The organism is Paenibacillus dauci (genome assembly GCF_000971985.1).
GTDB classification, from domain to species: Bacteria; Bacillota; Bacilli; order Paenibacillales; family Paenibacillaceae; genus Saccharibacillus; species Saccharibacillus dauci.
Map to the genome: position 1 here is coordinate 1 of NZ_LAQQ01000002.1, position 19,286 is coordinate 19,286.

Here is a 19,286-nt window from a genome sequence, read left to right on the forward strand (position 1 = left end):
CGTTGTCGCCGTATCTCTCGGTGACAACTTTTATATCTTATCATGTTAGCAACCATTCTGTCAACATCTTTTTTTGATGTTTTTTTCGATTCTTTTTAGAAAAGAATTTCACGAATAAGTTGTTAATAAGACTTATACATAAGACTATATCACGTCTTTATATTCGACGTCAATACCCTTTTACCGATTTTTATATTTATTTATATATAGGCTTGGATTTATATTTCTTTACTTTACTTTAAGTAGTGAATAGATAGCAAAAGGACTATTAGTTAAAATTTTATATCCCTATATTATTTTGCCTTATGTTATTTTATTGTTCTATTTTAAATCGTTGAGTACATGCTCTTTATATATCTAATATGTATTATAGAAGATTTTTGTTATGTATTTTTATTTTAAGGTTTCTAATACTATTTTAAGTAGTTGATGTTCAGAGCATCTTGATTTGATAATAGCTTTTACTAGGAGGGTGAGATCAGACCTTCTATTTCGTAATAATTAAGAGGAAAGCACTGGCTAATGCTTTTAAGTTATGAAGATCTTCTGATGATTCGAATATTCCTTTCTATTAGTCGCACTATATTGCTACTGTAGCTTTATCTTCGATTTGCAAAACTTCTCTCCTTACACTTATGCGCCAGACAATATAAAGCCAATCTACATTTACTCTACAGGCTGATATATATTTGTTATATAAGCACTGCTATATATGTAGGTTGTGATCCTCTATTGAATTATAAATGGCCTTTCTGGAAGCTACTATGAGTTTTACTCGATGATCGTGATCAGAAAAAACGATACAGCATGCTATTGCTTTGATACATTCGTGTACTGTATATAGTTAGGTTACTGTGTGGGTAAGCAAAGTGGCTATCGTTGATGGCTGAGTCATTTTTATCGAACGCTTCGGAAATTAGTCACTTTAGCACATGGTAAGGCAAAGAATAGAGGAATAATGCTCCATATGGATAAGCAGCTTGTAGAGAGATTATTCTTCAGCCAGGATAGATTAAAATTCTTTATTCATCAAGATCACCCGTTTAGAGTAGTATTTTTCGAAATTCACTTGATGTACAGCATGAGTTGGCCGTGATTCATTTTTTGTTATTTCTGATTGTTGTTATAAAAGAAGTGGAAATCGCTGTAATAGCTCCCTTACCAATCTCATCCATCATAAAAGTACATCAAATCTCCAAATCAAATGTAATTCGGATTTCACCTTTGCAAAGTAGCAATTCTCCCTCTTGTTACACATACATCGCTATTTCGTTTTATACTCGGCTTTTATTCTTCCACTGCTACCATAGATATTATGCAACTTCTCTTTCCTTAATCCGATCATAAAGATTCACTATTGTGAATCACTTATTGTAAGCTCCATCTATTTAACATACTTTCTATCTATAAAGTTCTAACAACTTGATTCATCAGATTTATATGTATTTTTTATCCACTTTCAATCTATTTCACTCTATTAAGTTAGTCTTCTGCTTGTTTGGGCAACTTCGATGTAAGAAAAAAACCTCTAAAACCTTATTTTGCAAAGGTTCTAGAGGTTAAAAAATAACATTATGATCATAATCTGCGTCGGTTCAGGCCGATGGTGATCATTTTGTTCTCTGAATGTATTTACTTTTGCACAAGTTACTGCGCTTATCTTATTCTTCTACATCTTCTGCAGGAGAAGCATCCGGTTCAGGGAAATCATTGGTTTCTTCAATCGTCTCAACAATGGTATTTTCCATTGCCTGCTCTGCTTCTTCCAATTCATCCTCTTCCGGCTCTTCATTTTTGTTGGTACGGCAGATGGTTGCTACAGAGTCGTCTTCACGGATATGAATCAGACGCACGCCCTGCGTATTACGACCCATTGTAGAGATACTTTCCATATCCATACGAATCAGCGTACCACTGGTGGTAATAATCATCAGATCCTGATTATCCTCAACTACTTTTAGTCCTGTGAGCTGACCATTTTTGTCTGTTACGTTCATAGTTTTAATCCCTTTACCACCACGTGTCTGCAGACGGTATTCTGCGCCAGGTGTACGTTTACCGTATCCTTTGGCTGTGACAATGAGTACTTTGAGATCATCATTAATAAGATCCATACCCACTACAGAGTCGCCTTCATCCAGGGTAATCCCTTTGACACCGGTCGCGCTGCGTCCCATGGAACGTACGTTATTCTCATTAAAGCGGATCGACATACCGTAGGCTGTACCCATAACGATATCCTGCTGTCCATCTGTCAGCTTCACTTCGATCAGTTCGTCATCTTCACGCATATTAATAGCGATCAGACCGCCTTTACGAATATTCGTGTAGTCATCCAGACGTGTCTTCTTCACTACACCCTGCTGGGTAGCGAAGAACAAGTATTGATCCCCTTCGAAGTTCTCGACCGCAATAACCGCGTTAACGGATTCACCCTGTTCGATCTGAATCAGGTTGATAACTGGTGTACCACGTGCAGTACGACCCAATTCCGGAATCTCGTATGCCTTGATTCGGTATACTTTACCTTTGTCGGTGAAGAACAGCAGATGGTGGTGAGAGTTGGTTACGAACAGATGCTGGACAAAGTCCTGATCTTTCATATCCACACCCATTACACCGCGTCCGCCGCGTCGCTGACTGCGGTAGGTAGTAACTGGTGAACGTTTGATATAACCGGTATGCGTGACGGTAACAACAACCTCTTCCTGTGGAATCAGGTCTTCGTCCAAAATGCTTTCTTCGCCAATTGTAATCTCGGTACGTCGCTCGTCTCCAAAGCGTTCTTTGAGCTCATTCAGTTCTTCACTGATGATCTCCAGAACACGGGATTCATTGGCCAGAATATCACGATATTCTCCGATCATACGCAGCAGCTCGTTATATTCGTTCTCGATCTTGTCGCGTTCCAGGCCAGTCAGACGCTGCAGACGCATATCCAGAATCGCCTGGGCTTGTTCCGGACTCAGTGCAAAGCGTGCGATCAATCCTTCACGAGCCGCTTCTGATGTCTGGGAAGCACGGATCAGCGCAATAACATCATCCAGATTATCCAGTGCAATACGCAATCCTTCCAGAATATGAGCACGGGCTTCTGCCTTTTTGAGCTCAAACTGGGTACGACGACGAATGACTTCGATCTGATGCTGGATGTAATGATAAATAACTTCGCGCAGACCAAGCAATTTCGGTTCATTATTTACAATCGCCAGCATATTCACACCAAATGTGGACTGCATAGCTGTGTGTTTGTACAGGTTGTTCAATACAACACTAGGATTCACATCACGACGGAGCTCGATCACGACCCGCATACCGTTACGATCGGATTCATCACGCAGATCCGTAATTCCTTCGATGCGTTTCTCCCGTACCAGTTCAGCAATCTTCTCTACCAGACGAGCTTTGTTCACCTGATAAGGAAGCTCGTTCACTACAATACGAGCCTTGTTGTTGTTTTCTTCGATGGTAGCTTTGGCACGCATGGTAACAGCGCCGCGTCCTGTCTGATACGCTTGGCGAATACCGGAGCGCCCCAGAATATAACCGGCCGTCGGGAAATCAGGACCATGGATATAATCCATCAGTTCCATCGATGTAATCTCCGGATTCTGGATCATCGCCTGAACACCATCAATGACCTCGCCCAGATTATGAGGAGGAATATTGGTAGCCATACCTACCGCGATACCCGATACGCCATTTACCAGCAGATTCGGATAACGTGCAGGAAGAACAATCGGTTCTTTTTCTTCACCATCATAGTTGGGAGCAAAGTCGACTGTTTCCTTGTTGATATCACGCAGCATTTCCAAAGCCATTTTGGACATACGGGCTTCGGTATAACGCATAGCTGCTGCCATATCTCCATCAATCGAACCAAAGTTACCATGACCATCTACCAGCATATAACGCATCGAGAAATCCTGCGCCATACGTACCATGGTCTCATATACAGCAGAATCACCGTGTGGGTGATACTTACCGATAACTTCACCGACGATTCTCGCCGATTTCTTGTACGGTTTGTCCGGTGCCATGCCCAATTCCGACATTGCATATAAAATACGCCGGTGTACAGGCTTCAATCCGTCACGCACGTCAGGCAAAGCCCGGCTGACGATGATGCTCATCGCATAGTCCATAAAGGACTCGCGCATCTCTGTACCAATATCCCGTTCTTTAATTTGCGAAATATTCTCTTCCGCCATGCTAAGCTTAGCCTCCCTTATTGCAGCCTTCGTTTGCACAAATGGATGCTCATCGACTGAATACCGAATGTTTAGCTTCGTATTCACTCTTTGTATGAAAATAAGTTTCTTGTCACCAGATTGGGGTTGAAAATCGTTACATGGTGCGGTGTTACATACACTATGGATGCCTACGGCTACATCACTTTATTATACCATTTTTCTGCAATTCTGTCCTGTATTTTGACGTTATTTCGCATGTATTTGCTGTAAAAAATGATAAATCGGATGCTTCCTTTCCTGAAACAACAAAAGCTAATGAAAAGAGCATCCGCAGCTTCGCGGATGCTCTCTGTAATTTGCATAATTACACTACAGCATACTGATTATTCGTTTATAAACGGATGCATTAGAAGTCGAGGTTTTTAACGTACTTGGCGTTTTCCTGAATGAAATCGCGTCGTGGCTCTACGTTATCGCCCATCAGCGTATCAAAGATAGCGTCTGCCAGAATCGCATCCTGGATGCTGACCTGCAGCATGATGCGGCTCTCCGGATCCATGGTTGTTTCCCACAGCTGGGTCGCATTCATCTCTCCCAGACCTTTGTAACGCTGTACGTTAAACTTGGCATTCTCGCCAAAGCCGGCAATAATTTCATCGCGCTCTTTTTCAGAGTTCGCATAAACTGCTGTTTTATTGCGTTCTACCTTGAACAGCGGCGGCTGAGCGATATAGACGTAGCCTGCTTCAATAATCTGACGCATGTAGCGGTAGAAGAATGTCAGCAGCAGCGTACGAATATGGGCACCATCGACATCGGCATCGGTCATGATGATGACTTTGTGATAACGGGCTTTGGACAAATCGAACTCATCGCCAATTCCTGTACCCAGCGCTGTAATGATTGCACGAATCTCGGCATTACCCAGAATGCGATCCAGACGTGCTTTCTCTACGTTGAGGATCTTACCGCGCAGCGGCAAAATCGCCTGGAAATGACGATCGCGTCCCTGCTTGGCCGAACCGCCTGCAGAGTCACCCTCAACGATATACAGTTCACTGATCGAAGCATCTTTGGAGGAGCAGTCTGCCAGTTTACCCGGCAGTGCACTAACTTCAAGTACGCTTTTACGACGTGTCAATTCGCGTGCCTTGCGGGCTGCTTCACGCGCACGGGATGCTTGCAATGCTTTGTCCAGTACCCGGCGGGCTACAGAAGGATTCTCATTCAGGAATTCCTGCAGCTTCTCGGAGAACAGGGATTCCACAATACCGCGAACTTCGCTGTTACCCAGCTTGGTCTTGGTCTGTCCTTCGAATTGAGGTTCCGGAATCTTGACGGAAATGATTGCGGTCAGACCTTCACGTGCGTCTTCACCAGTCAGATTGCTGTTGTTGTCTTTGAGCAGTCCGTTACGACGTGCATAGTCGTTAATGATCCGCGTCAATGCACTCTTGAAGCCGGATTCGTGTGTACCGCCCTCATGCGTATTGATGTTGTTGGCAAAAGAATAAATATTCTCGGTATATCCTTCGTTGTACTGCAATGCGATCTCTACCTGAATCTGATCACGTGTACCTTCGACGTAGATCGGCTGTTCGCTAATCACTTCGCGATTCTGATTCAGATACTGCACGTACTCGATAATACCGCCATCGTATTTGAAATGATTGGACACGCCTGTACGCTCGTCTGTCAGCGTCATGGCGATTCCTTTGTTCAGGAAAGCCAGCTCACGGATTCTGCCAAGCAGCGTATCATAATCATAAACGGTTGTTTCTGTAAAGATCTCTGAATCGGGTCTAAAGGTAACTGTTGTTCCTGTACCTTCGTCCTCTGTCATATCACGCAGAACCTTGATATCGTACATTGGAGCACCGCGTGTATATTCCTGCTGGTGTACTTTGCCTTCCGTTTTGACGACAACGCGTACATGCTCGGACAATGCGTTCACAACGGATACACCAACACCGTGCAGACCGCCGGATACTTTATATCCGCCGCCGCCAAATTTACCACCGGCATGGAGGACAGTCATAACGACTTCAAGTGCGGAACGTTGTGTTTTGGCTTCTACACCTACTGGAATACCGCGTCCGTTATCTACAACGGTTACGCTGTTATCTTCATGGATGGTTACTTCGATATGATCACAGTACCCTGCCAATGCTTCGTCAATACTGTTATCTACAATTTCCCAGACCAGATGATGAAGTCCCTTGGAGCTGGTCGATCCGATATACATACCCGGACGCTTACGAACCGCTTCCAAACCTTCAAGCACCTGTATCTGACTGGCATCATAAGCCGGTTGATTCATCGACATGCTGTTTTCACCTACTTCTATATTTTAAGACAGCCGGAGTCGCCAGCTGTATCTATGCATTCGCAAAAAAGGTATTGGTACGTTTCTTGAGTGTAGCCGAGGAAATGGGGGAGTAATATACTTTGTTCTTGGTTACGACAATGGATTTGGGCTCTTCTTCGCCAATTGCTTCGACTTTTTTGTCTTCGTGGGCAAAGCTGACGAACTGCTTGGAGATTTTGGAAGACTTCTCTATCGATATATCAAAAATGGCAATAAGCTCGGAAAAGCGAATAATCTTCTCGCCGCCCAGGTGAATATACATGGAATAATCCTCCCTTTATTTCTCCACATGCCCTTGATGGACATGAAAAATCTGCGCTTCCTTCAGACGGCCGGCATTGATACTCTCTATTCCGGTCGCTGTTATGAAAGTCTGCACTTTATCCTGGAACGTCTCGATCAGCTGGGTCTGACGGTACGGATCCAGTTCGGACAAGACATCATCCAGCAAAAGAATCGGGTATTCTCCGATCTCTTCGTGTATTAATTCGATTTCAGCCAGTTTCAGCGATAAAGCGGTGGTACGCTGCTGGCCCTGGGATCCAAAAACAGCGGCTTCATTCCCGTTAATATGAAAGGTAAGATCATCGCGGTGAGGACCTGCCAAAGTCGCGCCACGCCGATATTCCTGTTCTTTCACTTGTGATAATTTTATCATAAATTGCTCAAATAAGACAGCTTCATCTTCTTCTTCCACCCCGCCGAAGGAAGGAACATACGACAGAACAAGTTTTTCCTTGCCACCAGTTATCCCCATGTGGATATTTTCTGCCCAGCCCTGAAGCTTGTGGATAAACTGTTTGCGCTTGCGAACGATTTTGACACCATGTTCAACCAGCTGCTCATTCCAGATATCCAGCATCGTGGCATCCTTGCTGCCGGCACTCCACGATTGCTTGAGGTAATTATTACGCTGAACGAGTATTTTTTGATACTGCTGCAGATGGTACAGGTAGCTTGGCTGTACCTGTCCAATCTCCATGTCGAGAAAACGACGGCGTATACCTGGAGAGCCTTTGACAATCTCCAGATCTTCGGGGGCGAACATAACAGCATTGATGGTACCGATAAAATCGCTTAGCTTACGTTGCTCAAGGCCGTTGATTTTGGCTTTTTTGCCTCTGGATGAGAAATTCAGTTCCAGTTTGACATTACCGTATTTTTTCTCGGCTTCGCAGGTGATTCTGGCATTGTCGGCGCCAAAGGAAATTAGTTCTTTGTCTTTATTGGTCCGGTGGGATTTGGACAGAGCCAGCACAAAAAGAGCTTCGATCAGATTGGTCTTGCCCTGTGCATTTTGCCCGATGAATAGATTGACGGGGGAAAAGGAATCCAGCTGGATATTCTCGTAATTGCGGTAATTCTGCAGACTGATCTGATTAATAAACATGGATAAGATCCTCCGGATTATTGTCCACTTTGAACTTTGAAAGACCCCTCGCCTTGTACCTGTACTTCATCGCCAGAATACAGCTTGCGTCCACGGCGTTCTTCAATTTCTCCGTTTACTTTTACCATTTGCTCCTGCAAAAGGGCTTTGGCACTTCCTCCTGTAGATACGCAGTCCGCCAGCTTCAAAAACTGATCCAGCTTGATATATTCGGTGGAAATCGAAATGTTTTTCATGAATAAATAACCGTCCTTTCAATGACAGATGGGCGTAAATAGATGCCAGTAGGGATGAATAGAATAGCCAGGTCTCTTTGCATCTTGTACTAGTGATTGTCGCACTATTACAGACAGTATGCAAAGTACCCGGCTATTTTACAGAATGCATGACCTGCCGGAGAATGACCTGTTGTCCTGGTCCGACAGACAGCCTGATATAGTTGATCCGGAAATAGATTACAAATCCCGGAGATTAGTTGGTTGTACGGTACGGCAGAATGATATACAAACTGCGGCTCTCATCCAGTGGCTTGATAATAATCGGACTCATGATGCCTGTAAACTGGATTGAAAGCTGTTCACTCTCGATGACTTTGAGCACATCAAGCATGTATTTGGAGTTGAACGAGATGCGCAGCGGTTCGCCTTCAAATCGGGCAATGTCCAGCTGCTCGGTTACACGTCCGAGTTCGGAAGAACTGGAAGAGATTTCTACAGCGCCATTTTCCAGCGTCTGCATCCGCACGATATTCGTTTTCTCTTCGCGGGACAGCAGGTATGCACGGTCGATCGAATCAGCCAGCTTTTTGGTGTCGATCACCAATTCGGTTTTGAAGCTGGTCGGAATAATTTTGGAGGTATCCGGATAGGTACCATCCAGAATGCGCGAGTAGAACAGTACACGGTCAATTTTAAATAATACCTGATTATCGGCTACAACGATATCCAGTAGCTGATTTTGGTCAGGAATTATTTTGCTCAGTTCATTGAGTGTTTTGCCTGCAATAACTACATTGCTAAAACGAACACCGGTATCTTCGCCTGTGTTAACTGTACGACTGGCCAGACGGTGACGATCGGTAGCGACGAATTTCAGTTCGCCTTCTGCTAGGTTCCATAGTACACCGGTAAGAATTGGAGTCGTCTCCTGAGTAGAGATGGAGAAGGCCGTTTGTTTAATCATATTTTTGAGCAGATCGCCTGGAACAGAGATTTGCTGATTTTCTTCGATGCTAGGCAGAACAGGGAATTCTTCCGGATCGAGTCCAACAAGCTGGATATCGGTAGCGCCTGCACGGATAAAGGTCTGGAATCCATCTTTGACTTCCATTTCGATTTCCTGGGAAGGCAGTTTTTTGATAATCTCTACGAAAAATTTGGCCGGAAGAACAACGCTACCAGGACGATCAATACGAACAACTGTTTTATCGTTATCTTCTGCGGGTATGAAAGATTGGATTGAAATATCTGTGTCGCTTGCTGTCAAAGTGACACCTGCATAGTTTACATCAAATTTGATACCACCAAGGATCGGAATGGTGGTACGGCTGGAAATCGCTTTGGATACCTGCTGGATGGAATCGTTGAGATATGTTTTGGATATTTGGATCTTCATTTTTTCACTCCTAATCAGCATTGTTCATGCTTGGATATGCTTCATGCCATTTAAGAGTCCAACCGGACGCAAAATGTAAGAAGTATATATCTTTTAATTAATAGTAATAGTAGTAGGGGCACTGAATATGTGGATAACCCCTTCAAAGCCGCATAAAAGTAAGCCTATCCACATGTGTATAAAGTGTGTATAGGCTTGTTAGTTGTTCAGGATGGATTTTTGATCTTATCCATCAGACTGTTAACGACTTTAAACAATTCCTGGTCCACCTTGAGTGACTGGGAAATTTTCTCGTGGGCATGTATGACAGTTGTATGGTCACGTCCGCCAAAAGCTTCGCCGATTTTGGGCAGCGAGTAGTCTGTCAGCTCACGGGACAGATACATGGCAATCTGCCTAGGGAACGCTACAGCTTTGGTTCGTTTTCTTGCTTTGAAATCTTCCAGTTTGAGGTTGTAATATTCGCCAACCCGCTGCTGAATATCCTGAATCGTGATGATTCTGGGGCGACTGGAAGGAATAATATCCTTCAAAGCCTCGGCTGCCAGATGAGAAGTCACATCCTGATTGGTCAGAGAGGAATAGGCTACTACCCGGATCAATGCACCTTCCAGCTCACGGATGTTTGTATCGATCTGATTGGCAATATACATCATCGCTTCGTTCGGAATATCCAGATTCTCCGCTTTTGCCTTTTTCCGCAGAATAGCAATCCGCGTCTCCAGATCCGGAGGCTGAATATCTGTAATTAATCCCCACTCAAACCTTGAGCGGAGCCGTTCTTCCAATGTTGGAATCTCTTTTGGAGGGCGGTCACTCGAAATAATGATCTGCTTGCTTTCTTCATGCAGGGCATTAAACGTATGGAAAAACTCCTCCTGTGTCGACTCTTTTCCCGCCAGAAATTGAATATCATCAATCAGCAAAATATCGATATTCCGGTACTTGTTGCGGAAGCTTTCTCCGCGGTTATCCCGGATTGAATTGATAAATTCGTTTGTAAATTTCTCCGAAGAAATGTAGACGACTTTGCTGTTGGGGTTGTGCTGCAAAATGTAGTGTCCGATCGCATGCATCAGATGCGTCTTGCCAAGTCCCACACCACCGTATAAAAACAGCGGATTATAGGCTTTGGCCGGCGCTTCGGCGACAGCAAGTGAAGCAGCGTGGGCAAAACGGTTGCCCGCACCAATAACAAAGGTATCAAATGTGTATTTGGGATTGAGCATATTGGCGAGGGGCTCTTCCGACTGCACAACTGCCGGCTGCACCGGTGCCTGCTGGGGGATAAGTGTCTCCTCGGGAACGGCTTCTTCAATGACGAATTTGACGTCTACCTGTCTTCCCAAAAATTCAAAAACGGTGGAACTAACCAGTTTGGTATACCGGCTTTCCAGCCATTCTACAGCGAAGGTGGTCGGTGCTGAAATAACGATCAGATTTTCCGTAAATGTCAGCGCTTTGGTTGCCTTGAACCAAGTATCAAAGCTGGGCTTGCTTAGCTTTGTCTGAATAATAGATAGAATTTGCTGCCATAATTCGGAGGTATGGCTGTCCACAGACTGTCACTCCTTTTAAACTTCCAATGTGTGGCTGAAGCCATGTGCAGATATCGGAAATATAGATAATGGATATGGTAAATGGCATGATTTATCCCCAGAATACCGAAACGGTGAATAAAATAAAAAATGGATAAGAAGAAATTGTTCACAACTTTATCCACAGGCTGTTGATAGTTTTTAAGTTTTAATTATCTATTCACAACGAAAACAATATCATAATAGCAAAAAGAACCCTTTATTTCAACGAAAACTGATAATTTATCCACAAATTCAATCTGTTGTGTATAAAAGTTATTCACACCACTAGATATTGTTTATAAATTGTTCGGAACAGAAGTGGAAGTTGTGAAGAACCAAAAATGATTATACACAGGCTTTCTGTCAATAAGTGAATAACTGTGTATAATTTCGGGATTTCTTTTGATTGTGGATAAACTGGAAATGGAGGAGAAGAGAATAGGATGATAAGTACACCCTCTGTTGATTCGGCATTGAGAAAACAGAAAAATCAGATACATATAAAAAACGACTGCTCCGAGAGAACGGATAGCAGTCGTTTTTGTATTTAGCCGTTTATATTTCTACTGAAAAGTCTGAAGTTCGGAAGATCTGCAGCTATCGAGAGGAGAGAGGATGGTTATTCATGGATAAATAGAAGCATTTCCTTACAGATCAAATTCCTCTGCATTTACCAGTCCACAGATAAAAGCTTCAAAGTTTGGAGCCAGATACGTGATCTCATATCCACCCTCTTGATCAACATGAACAACGGCTGGTTCGCCTGAAGGTCCGCAAAAACGATAATCCAGCATAACAACATCATGTCCAGCAGAAGGACAATCACAGATTACAATGCCCAGATCCGGATATCCCCAGTCTTCGATCATGAAACGGCTGCCCATCTCTCCGGTAAGTGAATATGCTTTTTGGCTGCCAATTCCGGATATACTCGTAATGGCTATATGATGTTCTGACCACGAGGTGGCTTCTGCTGTCGAGAAATCAGTACGGGTAGGAAAGCCGCCATTTTGCGTATGCATCAGGGCGATATAAGAAGCTGGTAGCTTGTAACCCAGCTTCTGCTCAATCGATCGGATTATTTCCTCATCAAACGGAGGCTCTATATGATTTTCCGTAGCATATTCGCTCTCTTCCCAAAAATCGCTCAGGTCAAAAGAGTCAAAAGGCAGCTGCGCACCATGCTGTTGTTTCCATAATGCCGCTTCTTGTTCGTACCGCTGTCGATCCTGTTCCATTTTCTGTGCATAAGGCCGGAAGCCCGACAGAAATTCCTGAACATGCTCATCTTCTGGATGAAGCCGGTTTGCCTGCTCAAAAGCAGAAATAGCTTTATCGTAGTAAGCCAGGTGAGCGTAGGCATATCCCAGGCGGAAATGCCAGGCGTAGTCTTCTTTTCCTTCAGAAGCTGTGGACAACAAAAGTTCCAGTGCTTCCCGGTAACGTGCCAGATTGTTATAGGCTCTGGCCAGTTGTCCGGTGAGTTCATAATTTCGCTCACTTGCCGGAATTTCTTCGATCTGTTTGGCAATCCGTTCATACTGCTCCTCTTCATGCCAGCTGTTCAATTGTTCAATCCATTCCGAATTCATACAGATATCCCCTTTTCTTAAATTTATGGAATAGGTATAGCTTAATATGATTTTATCAGGTATATTCAAGAGAATCCCGAATGCATCAGGCTTCATATTGCATAGGGGGCCATAATTTATTCTAACAAATTGCAGAAAATCCATTGACGCCACCGTACTATTCATGATTAAATATAAAATGGTATTTTTATGTGAATTAGACATAGAATCAATATGGGATATAGATTACCTGCAAGGAGGTGCACAATATGAGACCGACATTCAAACCGAATGTAAGAAAACGTAGTAAAGTACACGGATTCCGTAAAAGAATGAGTACTAAAAACGGCCGTAAAGTGCTGGCGGCTCGTCGCCTTAAAGGCAGAAAAGTCATCAGTGCCTAATATGTACGTAAAGACCACTGCGGTGGTCTTTTTTTCTTAATTCCGGATTTTTGGGATCTATTTTGGTCCCGATCCGTCGTTAAGGAAGCTTTTTATAATAAAAATGAATCTGTTTTCCAGATGATTTTGCAATAAAATGGAGAACGGGTCACTAGATAAATAATTCAGCAAGCGATGCCCAAGTAAACAGTAAGGAGAATTTACGGTGCAAAAAAAGCTGCGTTTACGGAATCGAGCCGACTTCAGCCGTGTCTACCGTCATGGCCGCTCCTTTGCCAATCATCAGTTTGTGGTGTACTGGTTTCACAAAAAAGAGATTGAGCAATTCCGCATGGGTGTGTCTGTGAGCAAAAAGGTAGGCAATGCGGTTGTCCGGAATCGGATGCGCCGTGTAGTCAAGGAAATCGTACGTCATCATGCCGGGGAGATTGTCCCGCATATTGATATGGTACTGATCGTACGCAAGGGAGCCCTGTCCCTTCAATATAAGGAACTCGAAAAAAGTATCCTGCATGTACTGCGCAAATCTTCATTACTTAAGCGTTCACAACGCTAGTGGTTTCGGTTTATTTGTGCTGGCAAATATGATATGATTTGCAAGGAAATGCAATGGTTAAGAGAGGGGTTATGAAGTGTCGCGATTGAAGACTCGTGGAGGACGATGGTTTCTCCTTATGGCTGCTGTAGCAATGGTAGCCCTGTTGGCTGGTTGTACGCCTTCCAATGTACAAACCCATACAACAGCAGATTTATTAAATCATGGCTGGTGGAACCGGTATGTCGTATACTGGTTTGCATATGCACTGGACACATTTGCCAAATGGTTCAACGGTGAATATGGTCTGGCTGTCCTGGTCCTGGTATTGATTGTACGTACACTGATTTTGCCGTTAACACTCAAGCAGGTAAGAAGCTCCAAAGCGATGCAGGCGATTCAGCCTCAATTGCAAAAGCTGCGTGAACAACACAAGGATGATCCGCAAAAGCAGCAGGCGGAAACAATGAAATTGTTCCAGGAGAATCAGATTAATCCGGCTGCCGGATGTTTCCCGCTCCTGATTCAAATGCCAATCTTTATTGCCCTGTACAATGCGATTATTTATAACAGTGCTCTTCGTGAGCATACCTTCTTATGGATGCAGCTCGGTGAGCCTGACAAATGGCATATCCTCCCGATTATCGCTGCAATCACTACTTTCCTGCAGACCTGGATGATGATGAAAATGAATCCGGCTTCCATGCAGGGACCGATGCAAATGATGATGTACATTTATCCGGTCATTATCGTTATTATGGCCTGGAGTTTCCCATCAGCGTTGCCGCTGTACTGGGTATACAGTAATATCTACACAATTGTTCAGAACTATTTCCTGTATCGCAACAACCAACCGATCGTTACCGATCTGGGTGTAGCGGTAGATACACGCGGTACTGCCGGTAACGGTGCCAACAAAAACCGCAACAAGAAAAAGTCCAAAAAGAAACGTCGCTAATGTACTGCATGAGCAGTATTGTGTTCTACTATTCCGACCACCGCAAGGAGGGCCGAACATCGAATGACTACAGTCATTGCGTCTGGAAAAACAATTGATGATGCTATCGCCGAAGGACTTGCCCGTCTTAATACGAGTAAAGAACATGTTCAAATCAGAATAGTGCAGCAGCCGTCAAAAGGATTCCTGGGCTTGATTGGTGTAAAACAGGCGCAGGTTGAACTGACGCTGACACATGAGTCCGCTGCTCAGGTTTCTATTCCGACAGATGTTCCCCGGCCCGCGCCGGAGCTACAGCCATCCAAGGCTGCCGTTCCGGTCCAGCCGGATACCGAACCGATGGAGCTCGACTCCAGAGCGCAAGCTTCCTCTTACGAAGAAGCAGTACAGTTTGTCAAAGAGATCGGTGACAGTATCGGTATGGAGCTGGAAGTGGATGTAAAACGAACCCGCGACGGCTATATTATGAGCATATCCGGTAATGATCTGGGTCTGCTGATTGGCCGCCGTGGTCAGACACTGGATGCACTGCAGTATCTGGTCAATATCGTAGCGAACCGTTATTCCGATAAATACATTCGTATTATGCTGGATGCGGAGAACTTCCGTGATCGGCGCCGCAAAACGCTGGAAGAATTAGCCGACCGGCTGGCGAATCGTGTTATTCGCTCCGGCAAGGAAGTCGTACTGGAACCTATGTCTTCGCAGGAACGCAAAGTCATACATGCCCGGCTGCAAAATCATAACCGGGTCAAAACGGTCAGCAAAGGTGAAGAACCGAATCGCCGTGTAGTGATTACTCTTCGTTAAGTCTTACATGCAATGATTTTCTGTCTGCGGACAGGAGATCATTGCTTTTTATTTAGCCAAACAGCAGAACAGGATTCTGTAACTATAGATAGGAAAATAGGAAAGGGTGGAGCAGCAATGATCAGCGATACAATTGCAGCAATTGCGACAGCGGTAGGCGAAGCGAGTATCTCGGTAATCCGGGTAAGCGGTCCTGAAGCTGTACAGGAAGTGGATGCTATTTTTAAAGGACGGATTCCGCTTCAGCAGGCAGATAGTCATACGGTGCACTATGGATTTATTACGGATTTGGCAACCGGGGAAAAAGTAGAGGAAGTGCTGGTAACGATCATGCGTGCACCACGCTCTTTTACGATGGAAGATGTAGTGGAAATCAGTTCCCACGGCGGTGTTGTGGCGGTACGACGAGTGATGGATATGTTGCTGCAGCAGAAGATTCGTATCGCCGAGCCGGGCGAATTCACCAAACGTGCCTTTTTGAATGGACGGATCGACCTGTCGCAGGCAGAAGGTGTAATTGACCTGATTCGTTCCAAATCGGATCGTGCCTTTACCGTGGCATTGAAGCAGGTGGAAGGCAAGCTGTCCCGTCAGATCAAGCCTCTACAGCAGACACTGATAGAGACACTGGCTCATATTGAAGTAAATATCGATTACCCGGAGCATGATGTGGAATCATTTACTTCTGAATTGATTAAGGAAAAGTCCGCCGAAGTAATGAAGGCGATTGATGAACTACTGCGCACGGCCAATGAAGGGAAGATACTGCGTGAAGGTATTACGACAGCAATTGTTGGCAGACCGAATGCAGGGAAATCATCGTTGCTAAATGCGCTGGCACAGGATAATCGTGCGATTGTAACCGACATTCCGGGTACCACGCGTGATGTGATTGAAGAATTCGTCAGTATCAACAATATTCCGCTCAAACTGCTGGATACAGCAGGTATTCGTGAGACTATGGATATTGTCGAAAAAATAGGTGTAGAGCGTTCACGCAGTGCTGTAAATGAAGCGGATCTACTGCTGCTGGTACTGAATAGCAGTGAACCACTGAACGCAGATGAACTGGAGCTGCTGGAGCAGATCCGGGATCGCCAGGTGATCGTGATTATGAACAAGATTGATTTGCCGCGTCAGCTGGATATGGATCAGCTGCTGCAATATGTACAGGAAGAAAGCATAGTGCCGATGTCCATTGTAAATGAGGAAGGAATCGATCGTCTGGAACAGGCTATTTCGTCCCTGTTCTTTGGCGGTAAGCTGGAAGCAGCAGATATGACCTATGTAAGTAATGTGCGGCATATTGGTCTGCTTAAACAAGCCAGACAATCTTTGGTAGATGCGTATGAAGCGGCTGACCAATTGATTCCAATCGATATGATCCAGATTGATGTACGTCTGGCCTGGGAACAGCTGGGCGAGATTATCGGCGACTCCGCACCCGATTCCCTGATTGACCAGATCTTCTCCCAGTTCTGTCTGGGCAAATAAACAGAAAACCGGGAGAAATGATCCAGAATCGGTATTTTATTTGCCACTGCGCTTGTGCTTGGTTTTATCAACGAGCGTCCAGTGGTCACCGGCTTTATCAGTCGGCGGGAACGTCTTGCCTTCAATGGCAGTAGTCTCATTTTCGGTCACTTTCTGTTCATGAGGTCCGCGCTCCTGGTATTGACCGGAATCGGTCACCTTTTCACCGGGTTTGTGATTATGATCTGTCATATCGAGTCCTCCTTTTAAAGTGAAATAAGGATTTCATGTGAATTTCATAAATTGAGATGCTCTTAGTGGCTTTAGATACCGCTATACTATATTTACCCACTTATTTAAAATTATTTTAATTTTCATTTTCTCTCATATCGCTGTTCATTTTACGATATACTACTTGAGTATGGCTGTGAGTCTATTCTTGCAGCTTTTAATTTACCTGTCAGCTGAGAAGATTCAGCTTGAGCTATAGAGGAGGAATACCCATGAGCTATATGGGTGGAGAATACGATGTAATCGTTATTGGCGCAGGTCATGCCGGCAGTGAGGCAGCTCTGGCTGCAGCACGAATGGGATGCAGTACGCTGATGGTAACGATCAATCTGGATATGATTGCTTTTATGCCATGTAACCCGTCAATCGGCGGACCGGCCAAAGGCCATGTTGTACGTGAAATTGATGCACTGGGCGGCGAAATGGGCCGCAATATCGACAAGACATTTATTCAAATGCGTATGCTGAATACCGGTAAAGGTCCAGCTGTACATGCACTGCGTGCACAGGCTGACAAATTCCTGTATCAGCACAGTATGAAAGAAACGATGGAAAATGAGCCGAATCTGACACTTCGCCAGGGCATGGTGGATCGTCTGATTATTGAAGATGGTGTATGTACCGGTGTGATTACACAGACGGGTACAACCTACAAAGGCAAATCTATCGTACTGACAACCGGTACGTATCTGCGCGGTAAGGTTATCATGGGTGAACTGGCTTATGAGAGCGGCCCAAACAACCAGCAGCCGTCACTCAAACTGTCGGATCATCTGCGCGAGCTTGGCTTTGAACTGGTTCGTTTCAAAACGGGAACACCGCCGCGTGTACACCGTGATACGATTGATTTCTCCAAAACGGAAATCCAGCCGGGAGACGACAAGCCCAAGTTTTTCTCTTACGAAACCGAGTCATCCACTAATGAGCAGCTGCCATGCTGGCTGACCTATACATCCGGGGAGACGCACCAGATCATAAGTGATAATCTACACCGTGCGCCGATGTTCTCCGGAATTATCGAAGGAACGGGTCCTCGTTACTGTCCATCGATTGAAGATAAAGTCGTGCGTTTTAATGACAAGCCGAAGCACCAGATTTTTCTGGAGCCAGAAGGCAAAAACACATCCGAGTATTATGTACAGGGACTGTCTACCAGTCTGCCGGAAGATGTACAGCTGCGGGTACTGCGTTCGATCCCGGGGATGGAAAATGTGAAAATGATGCGTAACGGTTATGCGATTGAATACGACGCAATGGTACCTACGCAATTGTGGCCTACACTGGAAACCAAGCGTCTGCCAGGTCTGTTCACTGCCGGACAAATCAATGGAACATCCGGTTATGAGGAAGCGGCAGGACAGGGCATCATGGCTGGTATCAATGCAGCACGCAAAGCACAGGGGAAAGAAGGTCTGGTACTGGATCGTTCCCAGGGCTATATCGGTGTGCTGATCGATGACCTGGTTACCAAAGGAACCAACGAGCCGTACCGCCTTTTGACTTCACGCGCGGAATATCGTCTGCTACTTCGTCATGACAATGCAGATCTGCGTCTGACCGAGATTGGTCATGAGATTGGCCTGGTTACCGAAGAACGCTATCAAAAGTTCCTGGACAAAAAGTCCAAAGTAGAGCGTGAAATCGAGCGTCTACGCAAAGTCAAAGTGAAGCCGGTAGAGGTAGATGAACTGCTGGCCAGTCTGGAGTCGGCACCACTGCAAAATGGTACCGATCTGCTGACTGTACTGCGTCGTACCGAAGTGGGCTATACTCATATCGAAAGCATCTCTCCATCACCGGAAGAGCTGACCGAGGAAATGAAGGAACAGGTCGAAATTCAGACCAAATATGCCGGCTATATCGAGAAACAGCAGGCTCATGTAGAACGTCTCAAAAAAATGGAAAAGAAAAAGCTGCCTGAAGATATTGTTTACGAAGACGTAAAGGGACTGGCGATTGAAGCTCAGCAAAAACTGGCTAAAATCCGCCCGTTGTCGATCGGACAGGCTTCCCGTATTTCCGGTGTGACGCCGGCAGATATTTCGATTCTGCTTGTCTATCTGGAGCACTATAACCGGGTAACGGCAGCACGGGGGTAA

General features: G+C 44.9%; 15 protein-coding genes. 6 read left to right on the plus strand and 9 right to left on the minus strand.

Annotated features, from left to right (window positions below; genetic code table 11):
* Nucleotides 1–1,661: 1,661 nt before the first annotated feature.
* From gyrA to WH46_RS14395, 8 genes are all read right to left on the minus strand, one after another.
* Nucleotides 1,662–4,211 carry a DNA gyrase subunit A gene (gene gyrA / locus WH46_RS14360; RefSeq protein WP_046227284.1) on the minus strand — a complete coding sequence of 850 codons (2,550 nt, stop codon included), beginning with the start codon at nt 4,209–4,211 and terminating at the stop codon, nt 1,662–1,664.
* Between the two features lie 388 nt (nt 4,212–4,599).
* Nucleotides 4,600–6,519: a DNA topoisomerase (ATP-hydrolyzing) subunit B gene (gyrB, locus tag WH46_RS14365; RefSeq protein ID WP_017815458.1), complete on the minus strand. Its 1,920-nt coding sequence runs from the start codon at nt 6,517–6,519 to the stop codon at nt 4,600–4,602.
* Between the two features lie 52 nt (nt 6,520–6,571).
* Nucleotides 6,572–6,823 carry an extracellular matrix regulator RemB gene (gene remB / locus WH46_RS14370; protein WP_017815457.1) on the minus strand — a complete coding sequence of 84 codons (252 nt, stop codon included), beginning with the start codon at nt 6,821–6,823 and terminating at the stop codon, nt 6,572–6,574.
* Between the two features lie 15 nt (nt 6,824–6,838).
* A complete protein-coding gene (gene recF / locus WH46_RS14375; RefSeq protein WP_017815456.1) occupies nt 6,839–7,951 on the minus strand; it encodes a DNA replication/repair protein RecF in 1,113 nt (370 codons plus the stop codon).
* Nucleotides 7,952–7,968: 17 nt separating this feature from the next.
* Complete coding sequence (gene yaaA, locus WH46_RS14380) at nt 7,969–8,187, minus strand: S4 domain-containing protein YaaA (protein WP_017815455.1); 219 nt, start codon at nt 8,185–8,187, stop codon at nt 7,969–7,971.
* A gap of 235 nt (nt 8,188–8,422) precedes the next feature.
* Nucleotides 8,423–9,565 carry a DNA polymerase III subunit beta gene (gene dnaN / locus WH46_RS14385; protein WP_017815454.1) on the minus strand — a complete coding sequence of 381 codons (1,143 nt, stop codon included), beginning with the start codon at nt 9,563–9,565 and terminating at the stop codon, nt 8,423–8,425.
* A 206-nt stretch (nt 9,566–9,771) separates the two neighbouring features.
* On the minus strand, nt 9,772–11,124 hold the full coding sequence (gene dnaA / locus WH46_RS14390; protein ID WP_017815453.1) for a chromosomal replication initiator protein DnaA: 1,353 nt from the start codon (nt 11,122–11,124) through the stop codon (nt 9,772–9,774).
* Between the two features lie 668 nt (nt 11,125–11,792).
* On the minus strand, nt 11,793–12,737 hold the full coding sequence (locus WH46_RS14395; RefSeq protein ID WP_017815452.1) for an SMI1/KNR4 family protein: 945 nt from the start codon (nt 12,735–12,737) through the stop codon (nt 11,793–11,795).
* 248 nt (nt 12,738–12,985) lie between these two features.
* Between WH46_RS14395 and rpmH the strand changes: the two genes are divergently transcribed.
* From rpmH to mnmE, 5 genes are all read left to right on the plus strand, one after another.
* Nucleotides 12,986–13,120 (plus strand): 50S ribosomal protein L34, encoded by a 135-nt coding sequence (rpmH, locus tag WH46_RS14400; protein WP_017815451.1) that lies wholly within the window; start codon nt 12,986–12,988, stop codon nt 13,118–13,120.
* A gap of 205 nt (nt 13,121–13,325) precedes the next feature.
* On the plus strand, nt 13,326–13,676 hold the full coding sequence (rnpA, locus tag WH46_RS14405; protein ID WP_017815450.1) for a ribonuclease P protein component: 351 nt from the start codon (nt 13,326–13,328) through the stop codon (nt 13,674–13,676).
* Nucleotides 13,677–13,752: 76 nt separating this feature from the next.
* On the plus strand, nt 13,753–14,613 hold the full coding sequence (locus WH46_RS14410; RefSeq protein WP_026136405.1) for a YidC/Oxa1 family membrane protein insertase: 861 nt from the start codon (nt 13,753–13,755) through the stop codon (nt 14,611–14,613).
* Nucleotides 14,614–14,676: 63 nt separating this feature from the next.
* Entirely contained in the window at nt 14,677–15,423 is a 747-nt protein-coding gene (jag, locus tag WH46_RS14415) for an RNA-binding cell elongation regulator Jag/EloR (protein ID WP_046227285.1), read from the plus strand.
* A gap of 117 nt (nt 15,424–15,540) precedes the next feature.
* Entirely contained in the window at nt 15,541–16,917 is a 1,377-nt protein-coding gene (gene mnmE / locus WH46_RS14420) for a tRNA uridine-5-carboxymethylaminomethyl(34) synthesis GTPase MnmE (RefSeq protein ID WP_046227286.1), read from the plus strand.
* Nucleotides 16,918–16,953: 36 nt separating this feature from the next.
* Here mnmE and WH46_RS14425 read toward each other — a convergent pair whose 3' ends face one another.
* Nucleotides 16,954–17,148 carry a YjzC family protein gene (locus WH46_RS14425; RefSeq protein WP_017815446.1) on the minus strand — a complete coding sequence of 65 codons (195 nt, stop codon included), beginning with the start codon at nt 17,146–17,148 and terminating at the stop codon, nt 16,954–16,956.
* A gap of 251 nt (nt 17,149–17,399) precedes the next feature.
* Between WH46_RS14425 and mnmG the strand changes: the two genes are divergently transcribed.
* A complete protein-coding gene (gene mnmG, locus WH46_RS14430) occupies nt 17,400–19,286 on the plus strand; it encodes a tRNA uridine-5-carboxymethylaminomethyl(34) synthesis enzyme MnmG (RefSeq protein WP_017815445.1) in 1,887 nt (628 codons plus the stop codon).

Excerpts from the sequence above, each read along its gene's own strand:
- mnmE (WP_046227286.1), top strand. The coding sequence starts at position 15,541 with ATGATCAGCGATACAATTGCAGCAATTGCGACAGCGGTAGGCGAAGCG.
- WH46_RS14425 (WP_017815446.1), bottom strand. The coding sequence starts at position 17,148 with ATGACAGATCATAATCACAAACCCGGTGAAAAGGTGACCGATTCCGGT.
- mnmG (WP_017815445.1), top strand. The coding sequence starts at position 17,400 with ATGAGCTATATGGGTGGAGAATACGATGTAATCGTTATTGGCGCAGGT.
- gyrA (WP_046227284.1), bottom strand. The coding sequence starts at position 4,211 with ATGGCGGAAGAGAATATTTCGCAAATTAAAGAACGGGATATTGGTACA.
- dnaN (WP_017815454.1), bottom strand. The coding sequence starts at position 9,565 with ATGAAGATCCAAATATCCAAAACATATCTCAACGATTCCATCCAGCAG.
- gyrB (WP_017815458.1), bottom strand. The coding sequence starts at position 6,519 with ATGTCGATGAATCAACCGGCTTATGATGCCAGTCAGATACAGGTGCTT.
- recF (WP_017815456.1), bottom strand. The coding sequence starts at position 7,951 with ATGTTTATTAATCAGATCAGTCTGCAGAATTACCGCAATTACGAGAAT.
- rpmH (WP_017815451.1), top strand. The coding sequence starts at position 12,986 with ATGAGACCGACATTCAAACCGAATGTAAGAAAACGTAGTAAAGTACAC.
- remB (WP_017815457.1), bottom strand. The coding sequence starts at position 6,823 with ATGTATATTCACCTGGGCGGCGAGAAGATTATTCGCTTTTCCGAGCTT.
- WH46_RS14395 (WP_017815452.1), bottom strand. The coding sequence starts at position 12,737 with ATGAATTCGGAATGGATTGAACAATTGAACAGCTGGCATGAAGAGGAG.
- jag (WP_046227285.1), top strand. The coding sequence starts at position 14,677 with ATGACTACAGTCATTGCGTCTGGAAAAACAATTGATGATGCTATCGCC.
- yaaA (WP_017815455.1), bottom strand. The coding sequence starts at position 8,187 with ATGAAAAACATTTCGATTTCCACCGAATATATCAAGCTGGATCAGTTT.